Origin of the sequence: Kitasatospora sp. NPDC093102, assembly GCF_040683915.1 — a bacterium.
GTDB lineage: Bacteria > Actinomycetota > Actinomycetes > Streptomycetales > Streptomycetaceae > Kitasatospora.
Genome location: NZ_JBFBFA010000010.1, coordinates 192,204 through 208,541, shown reverse-complemented (window position 1 = coordinate 208,541; position 16,338 = coordinate 192,204). Strand labels below are relative to the sequence as shown.

The 16,338-nt window shown below is 73.5% G+C and carries 15 protein-coding genes; 7 read left to right on the top strand and 8 right to left on the bottom strand.

The features are described from left to right. Positions 1-48: 48 nt before the first annotated feature. Positions 49-1,443 carry an FAD-binding oxidoreductase gene (locus AB0O11_RS17210; RefSeq protein ID WP_363386964.1) on the bottom strand — a complete coding sequence of 465 codons (1,395 nt, stop codon included), beginning with the start codon at positions 1,441-1,443 and terminating at the stop codon, positions 49-51. 512 nt (positions 1,444-1,955) lie between these two features. On the opposite strand from AB0O11_RS17210, the gene AB0O11_RS17205 reads away from it, so the two are divergent. Both AB0O11_RS17205 and AB0O11_RS17200 read left to right on the top strand, forming a co-directional pair. Then, complete coding sequence (locus AB0O11_RS17205) at positions 1,956-2,378, top strand: hypothetical protein (RefSeq protein ID WP_363386961.1); 423 nt, start codon at positions 1,956-1,958, stop codon at positions 2,376-2,378. Between the two features lie 225 nt (positions 2,379-2,603). Continuing rightward, the gene (locus AB0O11_RS17200) at positions 2,604-3,041 is read left to right on the top strand and encodes an SRPBCC domain-containing protein (RefSeq protein ID WP_363386958.1); all 438 of its coding nucleotides are present in this window, start codon (positions 2,604-2,606) and stop codon (positions 3,039-3,041) included. A 66-nt stretch (positions 3,042-3,107) separates the two neighbouring features. On the opposite strand, the gene AB0O11_RS17195 is transcribed toward AB0O11_RS17200, so the two are convergent. Beyond that, positions 3,108-3,494 (bottom strand): VOC family protein, encoded by a 387-nt coding sequence (locus tag AB0O11_RS17195; protein WP_363386955.1) that lies wholly within the window; start codon positions 3,492-3,494, stop codon positions 3,108-3,110. Positions 3,495-3,623: 129 nt separating this feature from the next. On the opposite strand from AB0O11_RS17195, the gene AB0O11_RS17190 reads away from it, so the two are divergent. Then, positions 3,624-4,550, top strand: coding sequence for a LysR family transcriptional regulator (locus AB0O11_RS17190; RefSeq protein ID WP_363386953.1), 927 nt, complete (start codon positions 3,624-3,626; stop codon positions 4,548-4,550). Positions 4,551-4,565: 15 nt separating this feature from the next. On the opposite strand, the gene AB0O11_RS17185 is transcribed toward AB0O11_RS17190, so the two are convergent. Then, the gene (locus AB0O11_RS17185) at positions 4,566-5,402 is read right to left on the bottom strand and encodes a helix-turn-helix transcriptional regulator (RefSeq protein ID WP_363386950.1); all 837 of its coding nucleotides are present in this window, start codon (positions 5,400-5,402) and stop codon (positions 4,566-4,568) included. Between the two features lie 101 nt (positions 5,403-5,503). On the opposite strand from AB0O11_RS17185, the gene AB0O11_RS17180 reads away from it, so the two are divergent. Next, positions 5,504-6,100, top strand: coding sequence for an NAD(P)H-dependent oxidoreductase (locus AB0O11_RS17180; RefSeq protein WP_363386947.1), 597 nt, complete (start codon positions 5,504-5,506; stop codon positions 6,098-6,100). 19 nt (positions 6,101-6,119) lie between these two features. Continuing rightward, positions 6,120-7,088, top strand: a complete 969-nt coding sequence (locus AB0O11_RS17175; RefSeq protein ID WP_363386944.1) for an aldo/keto reductase — start codon at positions 6,120-6,122, stop codon at positions 7,086-7,088. An 11-nt stretch (positions 7,089-7,099) separates the two neighbouring features. On the opposite strand, the gene AB0O11_RS17170 is transcribed toward AB0O11_RS17175, so the two are convergent. From AB0O11_RS17170 to AB0O11_RS17150, 5 genes are all read right to left on the bottom strand, one after another. Then, positions 7,100-7,660, bottom strand: a complete 561-nt coding sequence (locus AB0O11_RS17170) for a hypothetical protein (RefSeq protein WP_363386941.1) — start codon at positions 7,658-7,660, stop codon at positions 7,100-7,102. A gap of 156 nt (positions 7,661-7,816) precedes the next feature. After that, positions 7,817-9,316: a prolyl oligopeptidase family serine peptidase gene (locus AB0O11_RS17165; protein WP_363386938.1), complete on the bottom strand. Its 1,500-nt coding sequence runs from the start codon at positions 9,314-9,316 to the stop codon at positions 7,817-7,819. Between the two features lie 139 nt (positions 9,317-9,455). After that, positions 9,456-10,301, bottom strand: a complete 846-nt coding sequence (locus tag AB0O11_RS17160) for a hypothetical protein (protein ID WP_363386935.1) — start codon at positions 10,299-10,301, stop codon at positions 9,456-9,458. A gap of 259 nt (positions 10,302-10,560) precedes the next feature. Then, positions 10,561-11,880: a metallophosphoesterase gene (locus AB0O11_RS17155; RefSeq protein WP_363386932.1), complete on the bottom strand. Its 1,320-nt coding sequence runs from the start codon at positions 11,878-11,880 to the stop codon at positions 10,561-10,563. Positions 11,881-12,089: 209 nt separating this feature from the next. Next, complete coding sequence (locus tag AB0O11_RS17150; protein ID WP_355262119.1) at positions 12,090-13,247, bottom strand: LacI family DNA-binding transcriptional regulator; 1,158 nt, start codon at positions 13,245-13,247, stop codon at positions 12,090-12,092. A 342-nt stretch (positions 13,248-13,589) separates the two neighbouring features. Between AB0O11_RS17150 and hisC the strand changes: the two genes are divergently transcribed. Beyond that, complete coding sequence (gene hisC, locus AB0O11_RS17145; protein ID WP_363386929.1) at positions 13,590-14,669, top strand: histidinol-phosphate transaminase; 1,080 nt, start codon at positions 13,590-13,592, stop codon at positions 14,667-14,669. 271 nt (positions 14,670-14,940) lie between these two features. Continuing rightward, complete coding sequence (locus tag AB0O11_RS17140) at positions 14,941-16,335, top strand: biotin/lipoyl-binding protein (RefSeq protein WP_363386926.1); 1,395 nt, start codon at positions 14,941-14,943, stop codon at positions 16,333-16,335. The last annotated feature ends 3 nt before the right edge of the window (positions 16,336-16,338 follow it).

The following is a 16,338-nucleotide window of genomic DNA, read 5'->3' as shown; positions in this document are numbered from 1 at the left end:
CCGTGCTCCACGCGCTGGGTCGGCGCTTCGCCGTCTCGGCAGCCGTCGTCATCCGGCCACGCCGCTCGTGATCTCAGGGCGGATGTTGTGGTTGACGTGGAAGAGGTTGCCGGGGTCGTAGGTCTGCTTGACGGCGACCAGGCGGGCGTAGTTGTCGCGGTAGTCGGCGGTGACCCGGTGCTGGTCGTCGGCACTGACGAAGTTGACGTAGCCGCCGGCAGCGGAGTGGGGTTCGAGGGCCGCGTAGTAGTCGCGCACCCATGCGATGCCGGCCTCGGAGTCGGCCGGGTCGGGCCAGGCGCCGACGATCACGGTGGCGAAGTTGGCGTCGCGGTAGGAGAAGGCCGTGGCATCGGGGGCGACCCGGTGGACGGCGCCGTTGAGCGGATAGACGTGGCAGGCCGAATTGACCGTCGGCACCCGCGGACCGTACTCGACGTGTGCGGCGATCGCCTCGTCGGTGAGCTCGGTGGCGAACGCGCCCTTCCAGTACTGGTGCAGCCCGGGCGGCAGCAGCGCGTCGAACATGCCGACCAGTGCCGGGTACGGCATCGGGCCGACCATCTCGGCGACCTTCGGCGCCACCTCGCGGTACGGCCGCACAGCCCGCTCGGCCTCCTCCATCACGCCGCTCCAGCAGACGACCAGGATCGCGAAGGTGTCACCGTGCCGGTCCGCCGGGATGAACGGCAGTGGGGGTGCGATCTGGAAGCCGGGAAAGACGCTCAGCTGCTCGGGGGCGTCGACGATGGCATCGCGGTAGAACCGCATGATCTCGGCGGTGTGCCCCGGCTCGTGGAGGATCAGCCCGGCATAGACGTCCTTGACCGGGGAGAGCCGGTACTCGAAGGAGGTCACCACGCCGAAGTTGCCGCCCCCGCCGCGCAGCGCCCAGAACAGGTCGGGGTGGCTCTGTTCGTCGACGACCAGGAACCGGCCGTCGGCCGTCACCAGGTCGGCGGAGAGCAGGTTGTCGCAGGTCAGGCCCAGGCTGCGCGCCAGGTACCCGAAGCCGCCGCCGAGGGTGAGCCCGCCGACCCCGGTGGTGGAGATGATCCCGCCGGTGACGGCCAGGCCGAAGGGGTAGGTCGCCGCATTGAGGTCCGCCAGGGTGGCCCCGCCCTCGACCCGGGCCGTCCGCCGTTGCGGGTCCACCCGGACACCGCGCATTCCGCCGAGATCGGCCACCACGCCGTCGTCGCAGGTCCCGTACCCCGGGGCGCTGTGCGACCCGCCGCGGACCGCCAGGTCGAGCAGGTTCTCCCGGGCGAAGTCCACCACGGCCATGACATCGCCCGCGTTGGCGCACCGCACGATCACGGCGGGCTTCCGGTCGATCATGGCGTTGTAGACCCTGCGGGCCTCGTCATATTCCTCGTCGCCGGCACTGACCACCGCACCGTGCACCCGGCCCGTCAACTCTTCAACCGTCTGTTTGCTCATTGCGCCGCTCCTGCCATGGGCCCCGCCCTGCCGGCGGAACGACCGGCGCACTTCGCCGACGGTCCCTGGTCGGCCACCTTTCACGCTACGCCGCGCTGGGAGACGGCTCCCGCTGGCATCCGGTGGCTCACCCGAGCTGCGGTTTCCTTCGTGATGAAAGAGGCACCAGTGCGACACGCTCAGTCCTGCCGGCTTCAGGAGCCGCTACCTGGCGAGGTCATGGCCCTGGCGGCTTCCGAAGGGCTGGGAGAGCTTCGGGCGGCCGGTCGCCGGGATCCCCAACTTCTTCCTGTTCCTGGCCGTGGCCGACCACCTCCGTGTCCGGAGCCAGCCGGAGCCAGTGACGACTTGCCGGGGGGTCGTGGTGTCGATGCCTCAACTCATTATCTACTTTTTACATTTCACTTGAATCACGCGCGGGTTGATATCGCCGTGGTTGTCGGAAATGCGCAAGGCGGGCGCCGATAGGGTGCGCCGCACTACCCGCTACGTCACGCGTATCAGAGGATTTCATGACCACCCCGCAGAGCCCCCAGGCCCCGTCGTCGCCCGAGGCGGTTGCCGCGACTCCGTTCCCGTACGCCGAGGCCGTGCAGGCCACGGCACCGGCGCCCAAGAAGAGCAAGCGCAAGAAGATGCTCTCGGTGCTCGGCACGCTCGTGCTGATCGTCGTTGTGGCGATCGTCAAGGTCGCTGTCAAGGACGCGATGAACGGGCCGGTGCGTGCCAAGGTCGGCGACTGCGTGCAGGTCACCGGAAGCGGCGATCACCCGTCGGTCGATACGGTCGGCTGCGACAACAGCAAGGCCACTCACACGGTGTCGAAGGTCGTCGAGGACACCTTCGACGTGAACGCTTGTGGCGACGGCTTCGATGCACTCGCTCAGCAGATGGACAACGAGAAGTTCGTGCTCTGCCTGACACCGAAGAAGTAACCGCGTCCGGCCCCCCCCGCGGAGTTCGCGGAGCACGGCAACCGGGTCCACCTCCCGTCGGCCGACTGGCGTGCCGTTCCGGGCCGGTCCGCCGGCCCGGGGTGGGGCGGTCGTCGGTGGTGGGGAAGGTCGGTCGAAAAATTTTCGCGGGGAGCGATGAGTTTTCGGGGCGGCCGCGGTCTACCCCTGTGCAAGCGATCACGTGACCACGGAGGAGACACCGAGATGACCGAGAACCTGGGCGAGCTGACCATCACCCGTGAGCTGCCGGGTGCCCCGGCCACCGCGTTCGAGGCGTACTTCGAGCCGGAGCAGTTCGTCCGCTTCTGGGGTCCGGTCGGCACCCACGTGCCGCTGGAGACCGTGACCATCGAGGCGAAGGAGGGCGGGCGCTACGACAGCACCATGGTGGTCGACGCGACCGGCGAGCGGTACCCGCTGAAGGCCGAGATCGCCGAGATCCGGGCCGGCGAGTCCTTCACGATGGTGGAGGAGGGCTCGGGCATGCGGTCCACGCTCACGTTCACCGAGCTCGGTGACGGCCGCACCCGGGTGGTGCTGCACCAGACCGGGGTGCCGGAGATGTTCCGCGGCCCGGAGGCCGAGGCGGGGCTGAACTCCAGCTTCGACCGGCTGGTCGAGCACCTCGCCGGCCGGAACTGACCCGGCACGCGCAGGTGGTCGAGGGGTGCCGTCCCGGCCCGGGCCGCGGGCTCGGGGCGGCACCCCTCACTTGTCGGCGTCCTGGGGGTACCAGCGGAGCTCGACCGTGTTGCCGTCCGGGTCGAGGACGTAGACGGAGGTCGCGTTGCCGCGGGCGCCGTAGCGGGGGACGGGGCCTTCGAGGACGGTGAAGACGCCGGAGTCGATGACCTCCTGCCAGTCGAGGGGCTCGACGGTGAGGCAGATGTGGTCGACGTTGGACTCGTGCCGGGGCCCGTGGACCAGGTCGATGATGGTCTCGGGGGTGACACGGACGGACGGGAAGGACACCTGGCCGGCGCGCCACTCGTCGACGCGGACGGGCTCCAGGCCGAGCAGGCCGGAGTAGAAGGCCAGCGAGCGTTCGACGTCGGCGACGTTGAGGACGAGGTGGTCGAAGGCTACGACGCGCATGGGTGTTCGGCTCCGCTCGGGTGCGACTGCTGGTGACGGGTTCAACGATCCCGCCGTCCGGACGGGGGATCAATGCGTGGTCGACGTACGATCGTTGAGCCGGATTCAACGATCGAGGGGTGGGGCCGGATGCTGGAGCGGCTGGAGGTCGAGGTCTTCCTCGCGCTCGCCGAGGAGCTGCACTTCGGGCGGACCGCCGAGCGGCTGCACCTGACCACCGGGCGGGTCAGCCAGGTGGTGAAGAAGCTGGAGCGTCGGATCGGCGGCCCGCTGTTCGAGCGCACCAGCCGGTCGGTCCGACTCAGCGCCGTGGGGAGGCAGTTGGCGGACGACCTGGCGCCGGTGGTGGAGGCGATGGCGGCGGCGTTGCGGCGCGCGGAGGACGCCAGCCGAGGAGTGACCGGGGAGCTGCGGGTGGCGTTCCTCGGGGAGTGGACGGCGCCGGTGCTGCTCAAGGCGGTCGCGCTGTTCGGCGAGCGGCACCCCGACTGCCGGGTGGACGTCCGCGAGGTCCAGCTCTCCAACTCCCGGGCGAGCCTGGTGGACGGCTCGATCGACGTCCTGATCGCCTCCTACCCGTTCGACGGCATGGCCTGCGGGCCGGTGCTGCTGACCGAGCAGCGGGTCCTCGCGGTCGCCGCCGGGCACCTGCTGGCCTCGGAGCGGTCGGTGTCGGTCGAGGTGCTCGCCGACCATCCGGTGGTGCAGTACCCGGCCGTCACCTCGGCGGCGTTCAAGCGCGACCGCACCCCCGACCACACCCCGTCCGGGCGCCCGGTGCCCAAGGGCCCGTCCGGCGGCACCTTCTCCGAGATGCTCAGCCTGGTCGCGATGGGCCGCGGCGTCCTTCCGGTCGGCGAGCACTCCCGCCGCTACTACCCGCGCCCGGACGTCGCGTACGTGCCGATCCACGACGCGCCCCCGATCGAGCGGGGCCCGGTCTGGCTGGAGAGCAACACCACCGCCCGGGTCCGCGCCTTCGTCCGGGCGGCGGCGGACGTCGCCGAGGGGCGGGCCGGCGGGGCGACCCCGTCGTGCGTCGTGGCGGCGGGCTGAGGGGGGCGGAGTGCTTCAGGAGATGGCGCGCAGCCGGGGCCGCTCCGGGGCGAGCAGGCGGTCGAGGTGGGCGGCGGTGTCGTCGTCGGCAGGGAGCAGCACGAGGAGCTGCTGGGAGTCGTCGGGGAGGTCCAGCGTCTCGCGGTGGAGCCGGAGTTCAGGGCCGGACGGGTGGTGGAGGCGGAGCGGGCCGCGGCGGGGGACGAGGTGGTTGCCGAGCCGGCGGGTGAAGTCGGGGCCGGCGAGCGGGGCGAGTTCGGTGCTCAGCCACTCGGCGGACTCGACCGAGGGGCCGAGCCAGAGGTCGAAGGCCTGTTCGTCGGCGATGTCGTCCCAGTCGGCGAACAGGGTGCGGGCGCGCGGGTCGGTGAAGACGTAGCGGGTGAGGTTGGGCGCCGGGGTGTCGAGCAGTCCGGCCGCGCCGAGGACGGCCGCGTAGCCGCTGGTGTGGGCGAGGACGTCGCCGAGGCGGTTGGTGACGGCGGCGACGCCGGGTTCGAGCAGGCGCAGCGTCTCGCGGACGGTGGGGCGCAGCTCGCGCGGGGCGGGGGCGGGCCGGGTGCGGCCGGCGCACGCGCCACCGGTGATCTTGGTGAGGTAGCGCAGGTGGTTGCGCTCGGCGGGGTCGAGGCTGAGGGCGTCGGCGAGTGCGTTGACCACGGGGGTGGAGGGGTTGCGGTCGCGGCCCTGTTCCAGCCGGGTCAGGTACTCGACGCTGATGCCGGCCCGGACGGCCAGGTCGGAGCGGCGCAGCCCGGGCGAGCGGCGGCGGCCGTGGTCGGGCAGGCCCAGCGTCTCCGGCTGGATGCTGTCGCGCTTCGCGCGGATGAAGTCCCCCAGTGGTGTGCCCATATGACGAGCGTACGGCTGATCGTCACTCCGAGGGTGGCCCTGCGGGGGCCAGCCTGAGCGCGGCCTGGTTACGGCCGTGGGGCGGGCGGAGAGTGGTGGCCATGGAGACGAACACGCACAAGCTGGTGATCATTCTCGGCAGCGTCCGGGAGGGCCGGTTCGGTCCGGTGGTGTCCTCGTGGGTGGCCGAGCAGGCCGCCGCGCACGGGGGCTTCGAGGTCGAGGTGGTGGACCTCGCCGAGGTCGAGCTGCCGCTCGAACTCCCCGCCTCCTCACCGAAGTTCGCAGGTGAAGGCTATCCGCGGCCGGCCGGGATGGCGAAGCTGACCGAGGCCCTGGAGGGTGCCGACGCCTTCGTTGTCGTCACACCCGAGTACAACCACAGCTACCCGGCCTCGCTGAAGGCCGCGATCGACTGGCACTTCACCCAGTGGACGGCCAAGCCGGTGGCCTTCGTCAGCTACGGCGGCGCGGCCGGCGGCCGGCACGCCGTGCTGCACCTGGAGAACGTGCTGACCGAGCTGCACGCGGTGACCATCCGGGACGGCCTGGCCTTCCCGAACTACTTCACCGCCTGGGCGGACGGCCGCCCGAACGACCCGCAGGCGCCCGGCTGCGCCAAGGTCCTGCTCGACCAACTGTCCTGGTGGGCGGGCGCGTTGAAGAACGCGCGGGCCGCCGTGCCGTACCCGGCGTAACCGGGGAAGGGGAAGAACGATGGAGTACCTGAAACTGCCCGGCACCGACCTGGAGGTCAGCCGGATCGCGCTCGGCTGCATGGGCTTCGGCGGGGGCGGCGGCGGGCACAACCCGTGGGCGCTGGACGAGGAGGCCGCCGCGCCGGTGTTCCGGCGGGCGGTCGAGCTCGGCATCACCCTCTGGGACACCGCCAACGTGTACGGCGGCGGCGCCTCGGAGGAGCTGGTCGGCCGGGCGGTGCGGCGCTACACCCGGCGCGAGGACGTCGTCCTGGCGACCAAGGCGGGCCTGCCGATGCACGACGGTCCGGGCGGCTCCGGCCTGTCCCGGCGGGCGATCCTGGAGCAGGTGGACGGCTCGCTGGCCCGCCTCGGCACGGACCACATCGACCTCTTCCAGCTGCACCGCTTCGACCCGGCGACCCCGGTCGAGGAGACGGTGGCGGCGCTGTGCGAGGTGGTCGAGGCGGGGAAGGTCCGGTACGTCGGCGCCTCCTCGATGTGGGCCTGGCGGTTCGCGAAGCTGCGGCACGCGGCGGCCCTGGCCGGCGGCCCGCAGTTCGTGTCGATGCAGCACCAGTACAGCCTGGTGCAGCGCGAGGAGGAGCGGGAGATGTTCCCGTTCCTCGCCGACCAGGGCGTGGCCGGTCTGGTGTGGTGCCCGCTGGCCTCGGGCCGGCTGGCCCGGCCGTACGGGCAGGGCACCGCCCGCTCGGCCGGGGACCCTGTCGCCGGACGCTTCTTCGCGGACGTCGACCGCCCGATCGTGGACGCCGTCCAGCACGTCGCCGGGGCCCGGGGCGTCCCGATGGCGCAGGTCGCGCTCGCCTGGGTGCTGCGCAACCCGGTGGTCGCCGCCCCGATCGTCGGCGCCACCCGCCTGGGCCACCTGGACGACGCGGCGGCCGCCCTGCGCCTCGGCCTCACCGACGCCGAGGCGGCGGCCCTGGAGGCCCCGTACACGCCCCGCCTGCCGACCGGCTTCTGAGCCGGGACGGCTCAACCCGCCCTGCGCCGGCGGTAGTAGTGCACGGTGAGCACGGCGAGCAGCGGTCCCCAGGCGGCCAGCGGCAGGTACCCGATCCAGAACACGAGGGTCTGCCAGCCGTGGGTGATGACCCCGCCCTCGTCGCCCCGGATGGTCAGGCCGAGCGAGAACATCACCATCGCGTACGGGAAGACCATCAGCACCGCCGAGCCGAGCCCGGCCGGGACCACGGCGGCGAGCACCGGGACCGGGCGGCCGCCGAGGCCCGGGATCCAGCGCGGCCACACCTCGCCCCAGCGGGCGACCAGGCCGAAGCAGAGGAAGGCCAGCGCCTCGCTGACCACGCTGAGCGCGAGGATGTACCCCCAGCCGCCGTCGAACGAGGCGGGGTCCTGCTCCGGGGGCGTCGGGCCGTGGTCGAGCAGCGGCAGTCCGAGGATGAAGCCGCCGATCCGCCAGAGGCAGGAGGGCAGGACCGCCAGGGTGATCGCGTACCCGGTCCGCACCGCCCAGCGGGGCACGCCCGGTGCGGGTGTGCCGTGCAGTCGTGCGGCGATCGTCCGTGCGCCCATGGTTCCGCCTCCCGGCCCGGGCGGACGCCGTCCGTCCGCCACCGGCTCCGACCCTCCCGGAGCGCGCCGGCGGGGGCGTCCTCACCGGGGCTGAACCCGGGCCGGCCCGTTCCCCCGGGCGGGGGAGCGGGCCGTCGTCCGCCGGATGGGGGCGGGTCAGGGCAGCAGCAGTCCCCAGGACAGGGCCCAGGGCAGGAATACCGCCCCGGCCAGCAGCAGGGCGCCCAGCCGGGCCCGGTCGGCCGCGGAGGCGGCGGCCAGGGCGGCCCGCTCCCGCCGGGCGCCGGCCGCGGCGACGGCGGCCGCCCCGAGCGCGAACAGCGCGAGCAGCTGGACGGCCAGCCAGACCACCGGGCGGCCGAACAGGACCGGGCCGGGGAACATCGCGGCGGTGACCGTCAGGAAGAGCAGGTAGCCGAGTCCGCCCAGGACGGCGGCCGTTCCGGCGAGGGCGGCCCAGCGGGCGGCCCGGGGCAGGGCGGCGGGGCGCGGCCGGTGGCGCAGGCGGCGGACGGCGCCGGTCAGCGCGTACCCCGCGAAGCCGGTCAGGCAGAGCAGGGTGGCGACGGCCTCGAACCAGGTGGACTCGTACCAGGGGAGCGGGTCGAGTGCGCGGCTGCGGGCGTCCTGGGGCGGGGCCGGGTCGACGGAGGCCTCGGGGAGGCCGGTGGCGAGCCGTTGGATCCAGGCGGACTCGGTGTCGGCGTAGTCCGCCGGGAGGCGGTCGGGCCGGTCGTAGCCGTCGTCCCGGGTCAGGTGCAGGTTGTGGCGGACGCCGGGGACGGTGCGCAGCGTGTAGTGGGTGTTGCCGCCGCGGTCGAGGGCCTGGCGGATGATCGTCGCGCTCTCCTCGGGGGCGGCCTCGCGGTCGAGCGTGCCCCACTCGGCCAGGACCGGCTGCCGGACCCGTTCCCACACCGGCACCGGGTCGTAGTCGGCCTCCGGGAAGAGCCCGGCGGCCGTGAGCTGCCGGACGGAGGTGTCCGAGAGCGCGGTGAGCAGCGAGCCGGAGACGCCGGCGTGGCGCAGGTAGCCCCGGTACGCCCAGGCCTGCTGGCGGGCCGGGGTGAGGCCGACCGCGCCGACGGTGACCAGGTACGTCACGTCGGTGGAGCGGGTGGCGGCGAGCGAGGCCGCCCAGGCGCCCTCGGACAGGCCCCACAGGCCGACGCGGTCCGGCGCGACTTCGGGCCGGGTGCGCAGCAGCCGGACGGCGGCCAGGGCGTCGTCGGCCAGCTGCCCGTAGTCCCGGTGGGTCATCGAGTAGCCGTCGGTGCGCTTGTCGAAGATCAGCGTGGTGACGCCGTGCCGCGCGTACGACTCGGCGGCGGCCCGCAGCTCGGTCAGCGGGCCCGGGCCGGCCCCGGGGATCATGACCAGTCCGGGGCCACGGGTGCCGGCCGGCACGGCGGGTGCGGCCAGCACCAGGCCGTGCAGGGCGGTGCCGCCGGCACCGGTGAAGTCGACCGGGCTGGGGACCGGATCGCCCGGAGCGGGCGAGGCGCTCGCGGCTGTGATGTTCACGGGCGCGGCGTCGACGGGCACGGCGCTCGCCGGCGCCGCGGTGGGGAGCAGCCCCAGCAGCACCGCCAGCAGGACGGTGACCAGCGGCAGCGCCGGTCCGGTGCGGGACGGTCGGACGGGTCCGGTGTTCAACGCTGGTCTCCCCCGGTCGTTCTCCACGTGTGGGTTCCAGCCTGGCGGGCAGTGGAGTCCCGGAGCGATGGTGGCCGCACCCGGACCGGGGGTGGGGATGTCCCCCGGAAGCGGCCTCGGTGCCCGGGGAACGGAGGGCTCAGCCGACCTCGTCGGGCCCGGTGAAGTCGGGCGGTGTGTACCCGGGCCCGGTGAAGTCGGGCGGGGTGAAGGCCGGGCGGGCGGTGCGGCCCTCGGGGCCGGTCGGTCCCTCGGGGCCGGGGCTGGTGAACGCGGGTGAGGTGTAGCCGGGGCTGCTGAAGTCGGGGCCACCGTGGTCGGGCCGGGCCGCCGGGCCCGGCACCGGTGGCAGCGTGTCGAGCAGGTACGGGACGAGTCCGCGCTCGCGCAGCGCGGTGCGCCACTCGCCGTGGGCGTCGGCGAGTTCGGTGGCGAGCTCCGGGTCGGTGCCGGCCGGGGTGGTCGCGGTGCCGTCGCGCAGGGCGGTGAGCAGCAGCCCGATGATGCCGATGGCCATCGCGGCGACCCCGGCGGCGAGCGCCACCCAGCCGGCCGTGACCAGGGACCGGGCGAGGGCGAGGTCCGGGTTGGTGGCGCGCAGCAGGTAGCCGATCAGCAGGAGGAACAGGGCGGCGGTCCAGGCCAGGATCGGGGTGAGCACGGTGAGGACGGGGAACAGTCCGGCGCCGCCGTTGGCGGAGCGCAGCTGGGCGAGCAGCCCGGGGGCGGCGGGTTCGCTGCCGGTCGGCGGGGTCGGGGGCGTGCTGTGCAGGTTCTCGCGCAGCCGGGTGTAGTGCGCGTACTCGGTGGCGGCCGCGGCGTTGACGCGGTCGGCGTCGCGCAGCGCGCGGATGCGCAGCTGGTCGGTGGTGAGCGCGCCGGGTGCGCGCAGGGCGGTGAGGACGGTGCGGTCGCGCAGGGCTTCCGTGAGGAGGCGCTCGTACTCCGGGCGGTCCTCGGCGAGCAGTGGCGGGGGGTTGGACATGGGGACCCCGTTCGTGCGGACCCCGTTCGCTCCGCCCCGGGGGCGCGCGGCCCTCAGGGCGCCGAAACGGGCGCGGAGGCGGGCCGCCGGACGGGCGGCCGGGTGTGGTGTGCCTCATGGTAGGGGCGGGCGCGCCCGGGCTGACAGTCGGTTTCCGGAACTTCGCGCCCCCGGACGCGCGCGTGCGACGGCGCGGGCGCCGGGAACAACTGTTCGATGTCGATGGTCGGTTGGCGATCGACCCGCGATGGACTGACCGTCAGCTGACGGGCAGTCGGGCGACCAGCAGCCGCCCCTCCATGGTGACGCCGCCGTCCATCGCCACCGCGAGCTCGTCCGCGTACACGTACGGTCCCGGGATGTGCGGCGGCTGGCCGTCGTCGTTGTGCACCGCGCCGGTGAGGTAGGGGATCGGGCTGTGCCCGTGCACGATCCGGCTGCCGCCGTAGGTGTCCAGCAGCTCGTGGACGGCGGTCGGGCCGGCGTCGCCGCGGAACGCGAACCGCTTGGTGAAGCGGCGGAAGCAGTCCCACCACTCGTCCACGCCGCCGTCGGCGAGCAGGCCGTGCACCGCGTCGTTGACGTCGGGGATGGACTCGCCGTACTCCAGGTACGCGGTGGTGTCGGAGTGCAGCAGCAGGTGGCCGTCCTCCAGCGCGATGGCGGGCAGCCGGGAGAGCCAGCTGATGTGGTGCGCCTCCAGCCGGTCCAGGTCGTTCTGCTGGCCGCCGTTGAGCCGCCAGGCGGCGAGGAAGGAGGCGGTGCCGGCGGTGGACTGGACGGGCTCGTCACCGTACTTGGCGGCGCCGAGGAAGAGCAGTTCGTGGTTGCCCATCAGGGCGCGGCAGTAGCCGCCGGCCGCGGCGGCCTCGGCGGCCAGCTGCATGACCAGGTCGATGACGCCGATGCCGTCGGGGCCGCGGTCGGTGAAGTCGCCGAGGAACCAGATCCGGGCGCGGCCGGCGGACCAGTGGCCGTCGGCGTCGATCAGGCCCTGGTGGCGCAACTCGGCGCGCAGCTCCTCCAGGTAGCCGTGCACGTCGCCGACGACGTAGACCGGGCCGGGCGGCTCGCCGGGACCGGGGGCCGGGTACGGGTAGGTCGGTGCGGCGGGGTCGGGCAGTGGCGGGCCGAGCTCGATGGTCGGCGGGTCGTCGCGGCCGGCGATCTGGAGCGCCGGGGAGGGCTGGTCGGGCAGGGTGGGCTCGTAGCCGTCCTGCTCCTGGCCGTCGTAGCCCGGGCGGTCCTCGTAGCCCGTACCGTCCTCGTACCCGGCGCCGTCCTCGTAGCCGCCCTGTCCCTGGTGCGAGAAGGCCGGGGTGTGGTCCATGCCGACCCCCTGGGCGTGCACGGTGTGGCCCTGGCCGTCGGCGTGCCAGTGCTGCTCCAGGTAGCGGGCTCCGCCGTAGCCGCTGTAGGTCTCCCCCTCGTAGGTCTCCCCGTCGTAGGACGCGGCGGGGTAGCCGGGGGCGGGATCGGGTTCGTAATAGGTGCCGTACGGCAGCACGTCGAGGTCCGGCTGGTGGCGGGGGCCCGAGTGGGGGTGCTCGGGCCCGGGGAAGCGGTCCTCGGGTGTCATTCGCCCATCATAGGAAGACCACTCTCCCGGCGTCGTCACCTGGTGGGTATCCAATCCTCCGGAGCGTCAGCCGGGCGGTCCCGCTGGGTCCGTTTTGTCCCGGCTCGGTACGGTCTCGTCAGCACGGCCCGAGCGCTCGTCGTGCCGCCGCGGCACGCGGCCCTCGGCACGCGGCCCTCGGCCCGTGCCCGGTGCGGTGGCTCGGTGGTCTAAACCTCGCCCGGAGGGCGGGGCGGGCTGACGGTGGTGCGCGGGCTCCGGCGCTGGGAGGACGCGCGGACGATCAGTTCGGTCGGCATCAGGGTGCCCGGCGGCGGCCCGGTGCCGGCGGTGCGGAACCGCGGCGGGAAGAGCCGGGCGATGTCGACGCCCGTCCCGGAGTCCACGCCCTCGATCGCGTCGATGAGCAGGTTGACCACCGTGGTGCCGATCTTGCGCGGCTTGAGCGAGAGCGTGGTGATCGGCGGCTCGGTGGCCGCGTAGACGTCGCTCTCGCTGCAGCAGACCAGCAGCAGGTCGTCCGGCACCCGCAGGCCGTACCGGCGGGCGGCGGCCAGCAGGTCGGTGCCGTTGGGGTCGAACAGTCCGTAGACGGCGTCCGGCCGGTCGGGGCGGGCGAGCAGCCGGTCGGCGGCGACGGCGCCGGCGGCCGGGTCGTGCGCCGGGTAGGTCTCGTACACCGGCTCCTGCCCGACCTTGGCGCACCAGCCGAGGTAGGCCTCGGTGGAGAGCCTGGTGTAGGTGTCGGTGCTGGTGCCGGTGAGCAGGCCGATCCGGCGGGCGCCGGCCTCGGAGAGGTGGTCGAGGATGCCGAGCACGGCGGCCTCGTGGTCGTTGTCGACCCAGGCGGTGACCGGGCAGTTGCCGGGCTTGCCGTCGCTGACCACCGGGACGCCGGACCGGTACAGCTCGCTCACCAGGGGGTCCTGGTCGGGCGGGTCGATCACCACGGTGCCGTCCAGGGCGATGTTGCCCCAGACGTCGTGGCGGGAGGAGGCGGGCAGCACCACCAGCGCGTAGCCGCGGCCCAGGGCGGCGCTGGTGGCGGCCCGGGCCATCTCGGCGAAGTACGCGAACTCGGTGAAGGTGAACGGCTCTTCACCGTAGGTCGTGACGGTCAGCCCGATCAGGCCGGACCGTCCGGTGCGCAGGGTGCGGGCGGCCGCGGAGGGGCGGTAGCCGAGGCGCTCGGCGACCTCGCGCACCCGGCTGCGGGTCTCGTCGGGCAGGCGGCCCTTTCCGTTCAGCGCATCGGAGACCGTGGTGATCGACACTCCGGCGGCTGCTGCCACATCCCGGATGCCGGCCCGCTCCAGACGCCGCGAGGTGGTGGGACGCCGACCGCTCTGGTTGGCTGCTGCTGTCATGGCGGACCGATCGTATGGCTCCTGACAAGGGTCTGTGACCGGCGCACCGGGAGCCTGCGGAGATACGTTTCTCCACGAGTGAGCCGGGGTGCGCCCCTTCGATACCCGCCTGAAACCAGGCCTCTTACCTCTGACATGTGCCAAAGGAACCGGGCAGAATGGCTGATCTGCGCCTGTAACCCGACCGGGCATCTCACTCCTACGGGTGAGGGCGCTCGGTATCGTGCAAGGCACCCGACCGGGGTGGTCCGGGCGCGTCACGAGGTTCCGGGCACGGAGGCGAACCCGTCCGTGGCGGGCGAGCGCACCGGAGAGTTCCGCAACTGGAAACGGAGTACGACCGTGAGCAGTGGTACGTCAGCGCAGGGCCCGCGGCTGCGGCCGACCCTCGACGGCATCCCCACGTACAAGCCCGGCAAGCCGGCCGGCGCCGACGCCTACAAGCTGTCCTCGAACGAGAACCCCTACGAGCCGCTGCCCGGCGTGCTGGAGACGGCCGTCAAGGCGGCCGGCTCGTTCAACCGCTACCCCGACATGGGGGTCACCGAGCTGACCTCGGTGCTGGCCGAGCGCTTCGGGGTGCCCACCGAGCACATCGCCACCGGCACCGGCTCGGTCGGCGTCGCCCAGTCGCTGGTGCTCGTCACGGCCGGCCCGGGCGACGAGGTGATCTTCGCCTGGCGCTCCTTCGAGGCGTACCCGATCATCGCCGCGGTCGCCGGGGCCACGCCCGTCCCGGTGCCGCTCAAGGCCAACGGTGACCACGACCTGGACGCGATGCTCGCCGCGGTCACCCCGAACACCCGGCTGATCTTCGTCTGCAACCCCAACAACCCCACCGGCAACGTGATCCACCGCGCCGAGCTGGAGCGCTTCCTGGACGCCGTCCCGAGCGACGTCCTGGTGGTGGTGGACGAGGCCTACATCGAGTTCATCCGCGACCCTGAGGTGCCCAACGGCATCGACCTCTACCGGGACCGCCCGAACGTCTGCGTGCTGCGCACCTTCTCCAAGGCGTACGGCCTGGCGGGCCTGCGGGTCGGCTTCGCCATCGCGCACGAGCCGGTGGCGGCCGCGCTGCGCAAGGTCGCCACCCCGTTCGGCGTGAGCCGGCTCGCCCAGGACGCCGCCGTCGCCTCGCTGCGCGCCGAGGAGGCGCTGCTGGAGCGGGTGGAGGCGCTGGTCGGGGAGCGCACCCGGGTGGTGGCCGGGCTGCGTGCCCAGGGCTGGGAGATCCCGGACTCGCAGGCCAACTTCGTCTGGCTCTGGCTCGGCGACCGCTCGCAGGAGTTCGCCGCCGCGTGCGCCGAGGCCGGCGTGGTCGTGCGGCCGTTCCCGGAGGGCGTGCGGGTGTCGATCGGCGAGGCCGAGGGCAACTCGATCTTCCTGTCGGTGGCGGAGGCCTTCCGCAAGTCGCTCTGACGTCCTGCTGGTGATCGCAGGGGCGCGCCGGTCCTCCGGCGCGCCCCTGCGGCGTTCCCGGGCGGCTCCGTGAGAACGTCCTCAGAACGTCCTCCCGGATGCCTGGGGGTCGCTGGGAGCCCGCTGGGAGTTCGGCCAACGGCGGGCCACGGAGCGGCCAAGGCGCCGACGGAGGACGGGGTATACGTCCGGAATGCCCGGATCCGGCCGGTCAGTCTTCTCCCAGCAGGTGTCCAGGGGGCCGCAAGAGCTCACCGGGAAGCTGTCCGGCATGAAGGTGCTCCCACGGCGGCGAGGCGCCGTCCTCGTCAACTCCGCGCTCGGCGTGGCCCTGCTGGGCGGTGCCGCCCTGGTCTATACGACGGTCAGCGGCAGCTCCGGCCCGGCTTCCGCCAAGCCCGCGGCCCGTACCGCGACGGTGTCCAAGGGCACCGTCCTGGCCACCGTGTCCGGAACCGGCACCCTGGTCTCACCGACCGACGCCGCCCAGGACTTCACCACCGGCGGCCGGCTCACCGGGGTCAAGGTCGCGGTCGGGGACGCCGTGAAGAAGGGCCAGGTGCTCGCCACCGTCGACACCACGGCGGCCCAGCAGCAGGTGGACGCGGCCCAGGCGGCCCTCACCACGGCCCAGGCCAACCTCACCAAGGCCCAGGCCGGCGTCACCACCACGACCACCGAGCCCCTGCCGGGCGCCACCTCCGCCGCCACTCCCGGCGGCGGGGCCGGCAGCGGCGGTGGCGGCCGCGGGGCGGGCGGGAGCAGTACGCCCGCCCCGCAGACCACCACGATCACCACCACCAAGGTCGACGACGCGGCCGTGGCCCAGGCCCAGCAGCAGGTCAGCACCGCGCAGACCAACCTCGCCAACGCCCAGGCGGCGCTGGCCGGAACCACCCTGACCGCCTCGGTGGACGGTACGGTCGCCTCGGTCGCCGGCAAGGTCGGCGACACCGTCGGCGCCACCGCGAGCGGCTCGTCCTCCTCATCCTCCTCCAAGTCGACCGGTGGCGGCGCGAGTTCGACGGCCGCCCCGAGCGGCTTCATCGTGCTCACCAACCCGACCGGGATGCAGGTCACCGCGAACTTCTCCGAGCTCGACTCGCTCAAGCTGAAGAAGGGCGAGGCGGCCACCGTCACCCTGAACGCGCAGTCCGACACCAAGCTCAACGCGACCGTCCTGTCGGTCAGTTCGCTGCCCAGCAGCAGCGGATCCGGCGGCGCGGCCGGCTCCTCCGCCGTCCAGTACGCGGCCACGCTCCAGCTCAGCGGCGACACCAGCACGCTGCGCACCGGACTCAGCGCCACCGTCCAGGTCATCACCGGCGAGGCCGACAACGCGCTCTCGCTGCCCACCTCCGCCCTGTCCGGCACCGGCACGTCGCGCACCGCGACCCTGGTGCAGCCGGACGGCGCCTCCGAGCGGGTCACCGTCACGGTCGGGGTCGAGGGTGACAGCACGGTGCAGGTGGTCTCCGGGCTGAAGGAGGGCGACAAGGTCGAACTCCCCACCACCAGCGGCGGCAACGGCTTCCCGAACGCCTCCTTCCCTGGCCTCGGCGGCAACCGGGGCGGGGCCGGCGGAGCCGGGGGCGGCGGGGTCTTCCCGGGCGGTGGCGGTGGCGGTGGCGCCGGTGGCGGGGCCGGCCGCGGTGGCAAGGGCTGAGTC

Bases quoted from the DNA above. Each gene is read 5' to 3' on its own strand.
- AB0O11_RS17170 (WP_363386941.1), bottom strand. From the start codon at position 7,660: ATGGGCGCACGGACGATCGCCGCACGACTGCACGGCACACCCGCACCG.
- AB0O11_RS17190 (WP_363386953.1), top strand. From the start codon at position 3,624: ATGCTGGAGCGGCTGGAGGTCGAGGTCTTCCTCGCGCTCGCCGAGGAG.
- AB0O11_RS17160 (WP_363386935.1), bottom strand. From the start codon at position 10,301: ATGTCCAACCCCCCGCCACTGCTCGCCGAGGACCGCCCGGAGTACGAG.
- AB0O11_RS17210 (WP_363386964.1), bottom strand. From the start codon at position 1,443: ATGAGCAAACAGACGGTTGAAGAGTTGACGGGCCGGGTGCACGGTGCG.
- AB0O11_RS17200 (WP_363386958.1), top strand. From the start codon at position 2,604: ATGACCGAGAACCTGGGCGAGCTGACCATCACCCGTGAGCTGCCGGGT.
- AB0O11_RS17180 (WP_363386947.1), top strand. From the start codon at position 5,504: ATGGAGACGAACACGCACAAGCTGGTGATCATTCTCGGCAGCGTCCGG.
- AB0O11_RS17140 (WP_363386926.1), top strand. From the start codon at position 14,941: ATGAAGGTGCTCCCACGGCGGCGAGGCGCCGTCCTCGTCAACTCCGCG.
- AB0O11_RS17185 (WP_363386950.1), bottom strand. From the start codon at position 5,402: ATGGGCACACCACTGGGGGACTTCATCCGCGCGAAGCGCGACAGCATC.
- AB0O11_RS17155 (WP_363386932.1), bottom strand. From the start codon at position 11,880: ATGACACCCGAGGACCGCTTCCCCGGGCCCGAGCACCCCCACTCGGGC.
- AB0O11_RS17175 (WP_363386944.1), top strand. From the start codon at position 6,120: ATGGAGTACCTGAAACTGCCCGGCACCGACCTGGAGGTCAGCCGGATC.
- AB0O11_RS17195 (WP_363386955.1), bottom strand. From the start codon at position 3,494: ATGCGCGTCGTAGCCTTCGACCACCTCGTCCTCAACGTCGCCGACGTC.
- AB0O11_RS17205 (WP_363386961.1), top strand. From the start codon at position 1,956: ATGACCACCCCGCAGAGCCCCCAGGCCCCGTCGTCGCCCGAGGCGGTT.
- AB0O11_RS17150 (WP_355262119.1), bottom strand. From the start codon at position 13,247: ATGACAGCAGCAGCCAACCAGAGCGGTCGGCGTCCCACCACCTCGCGG.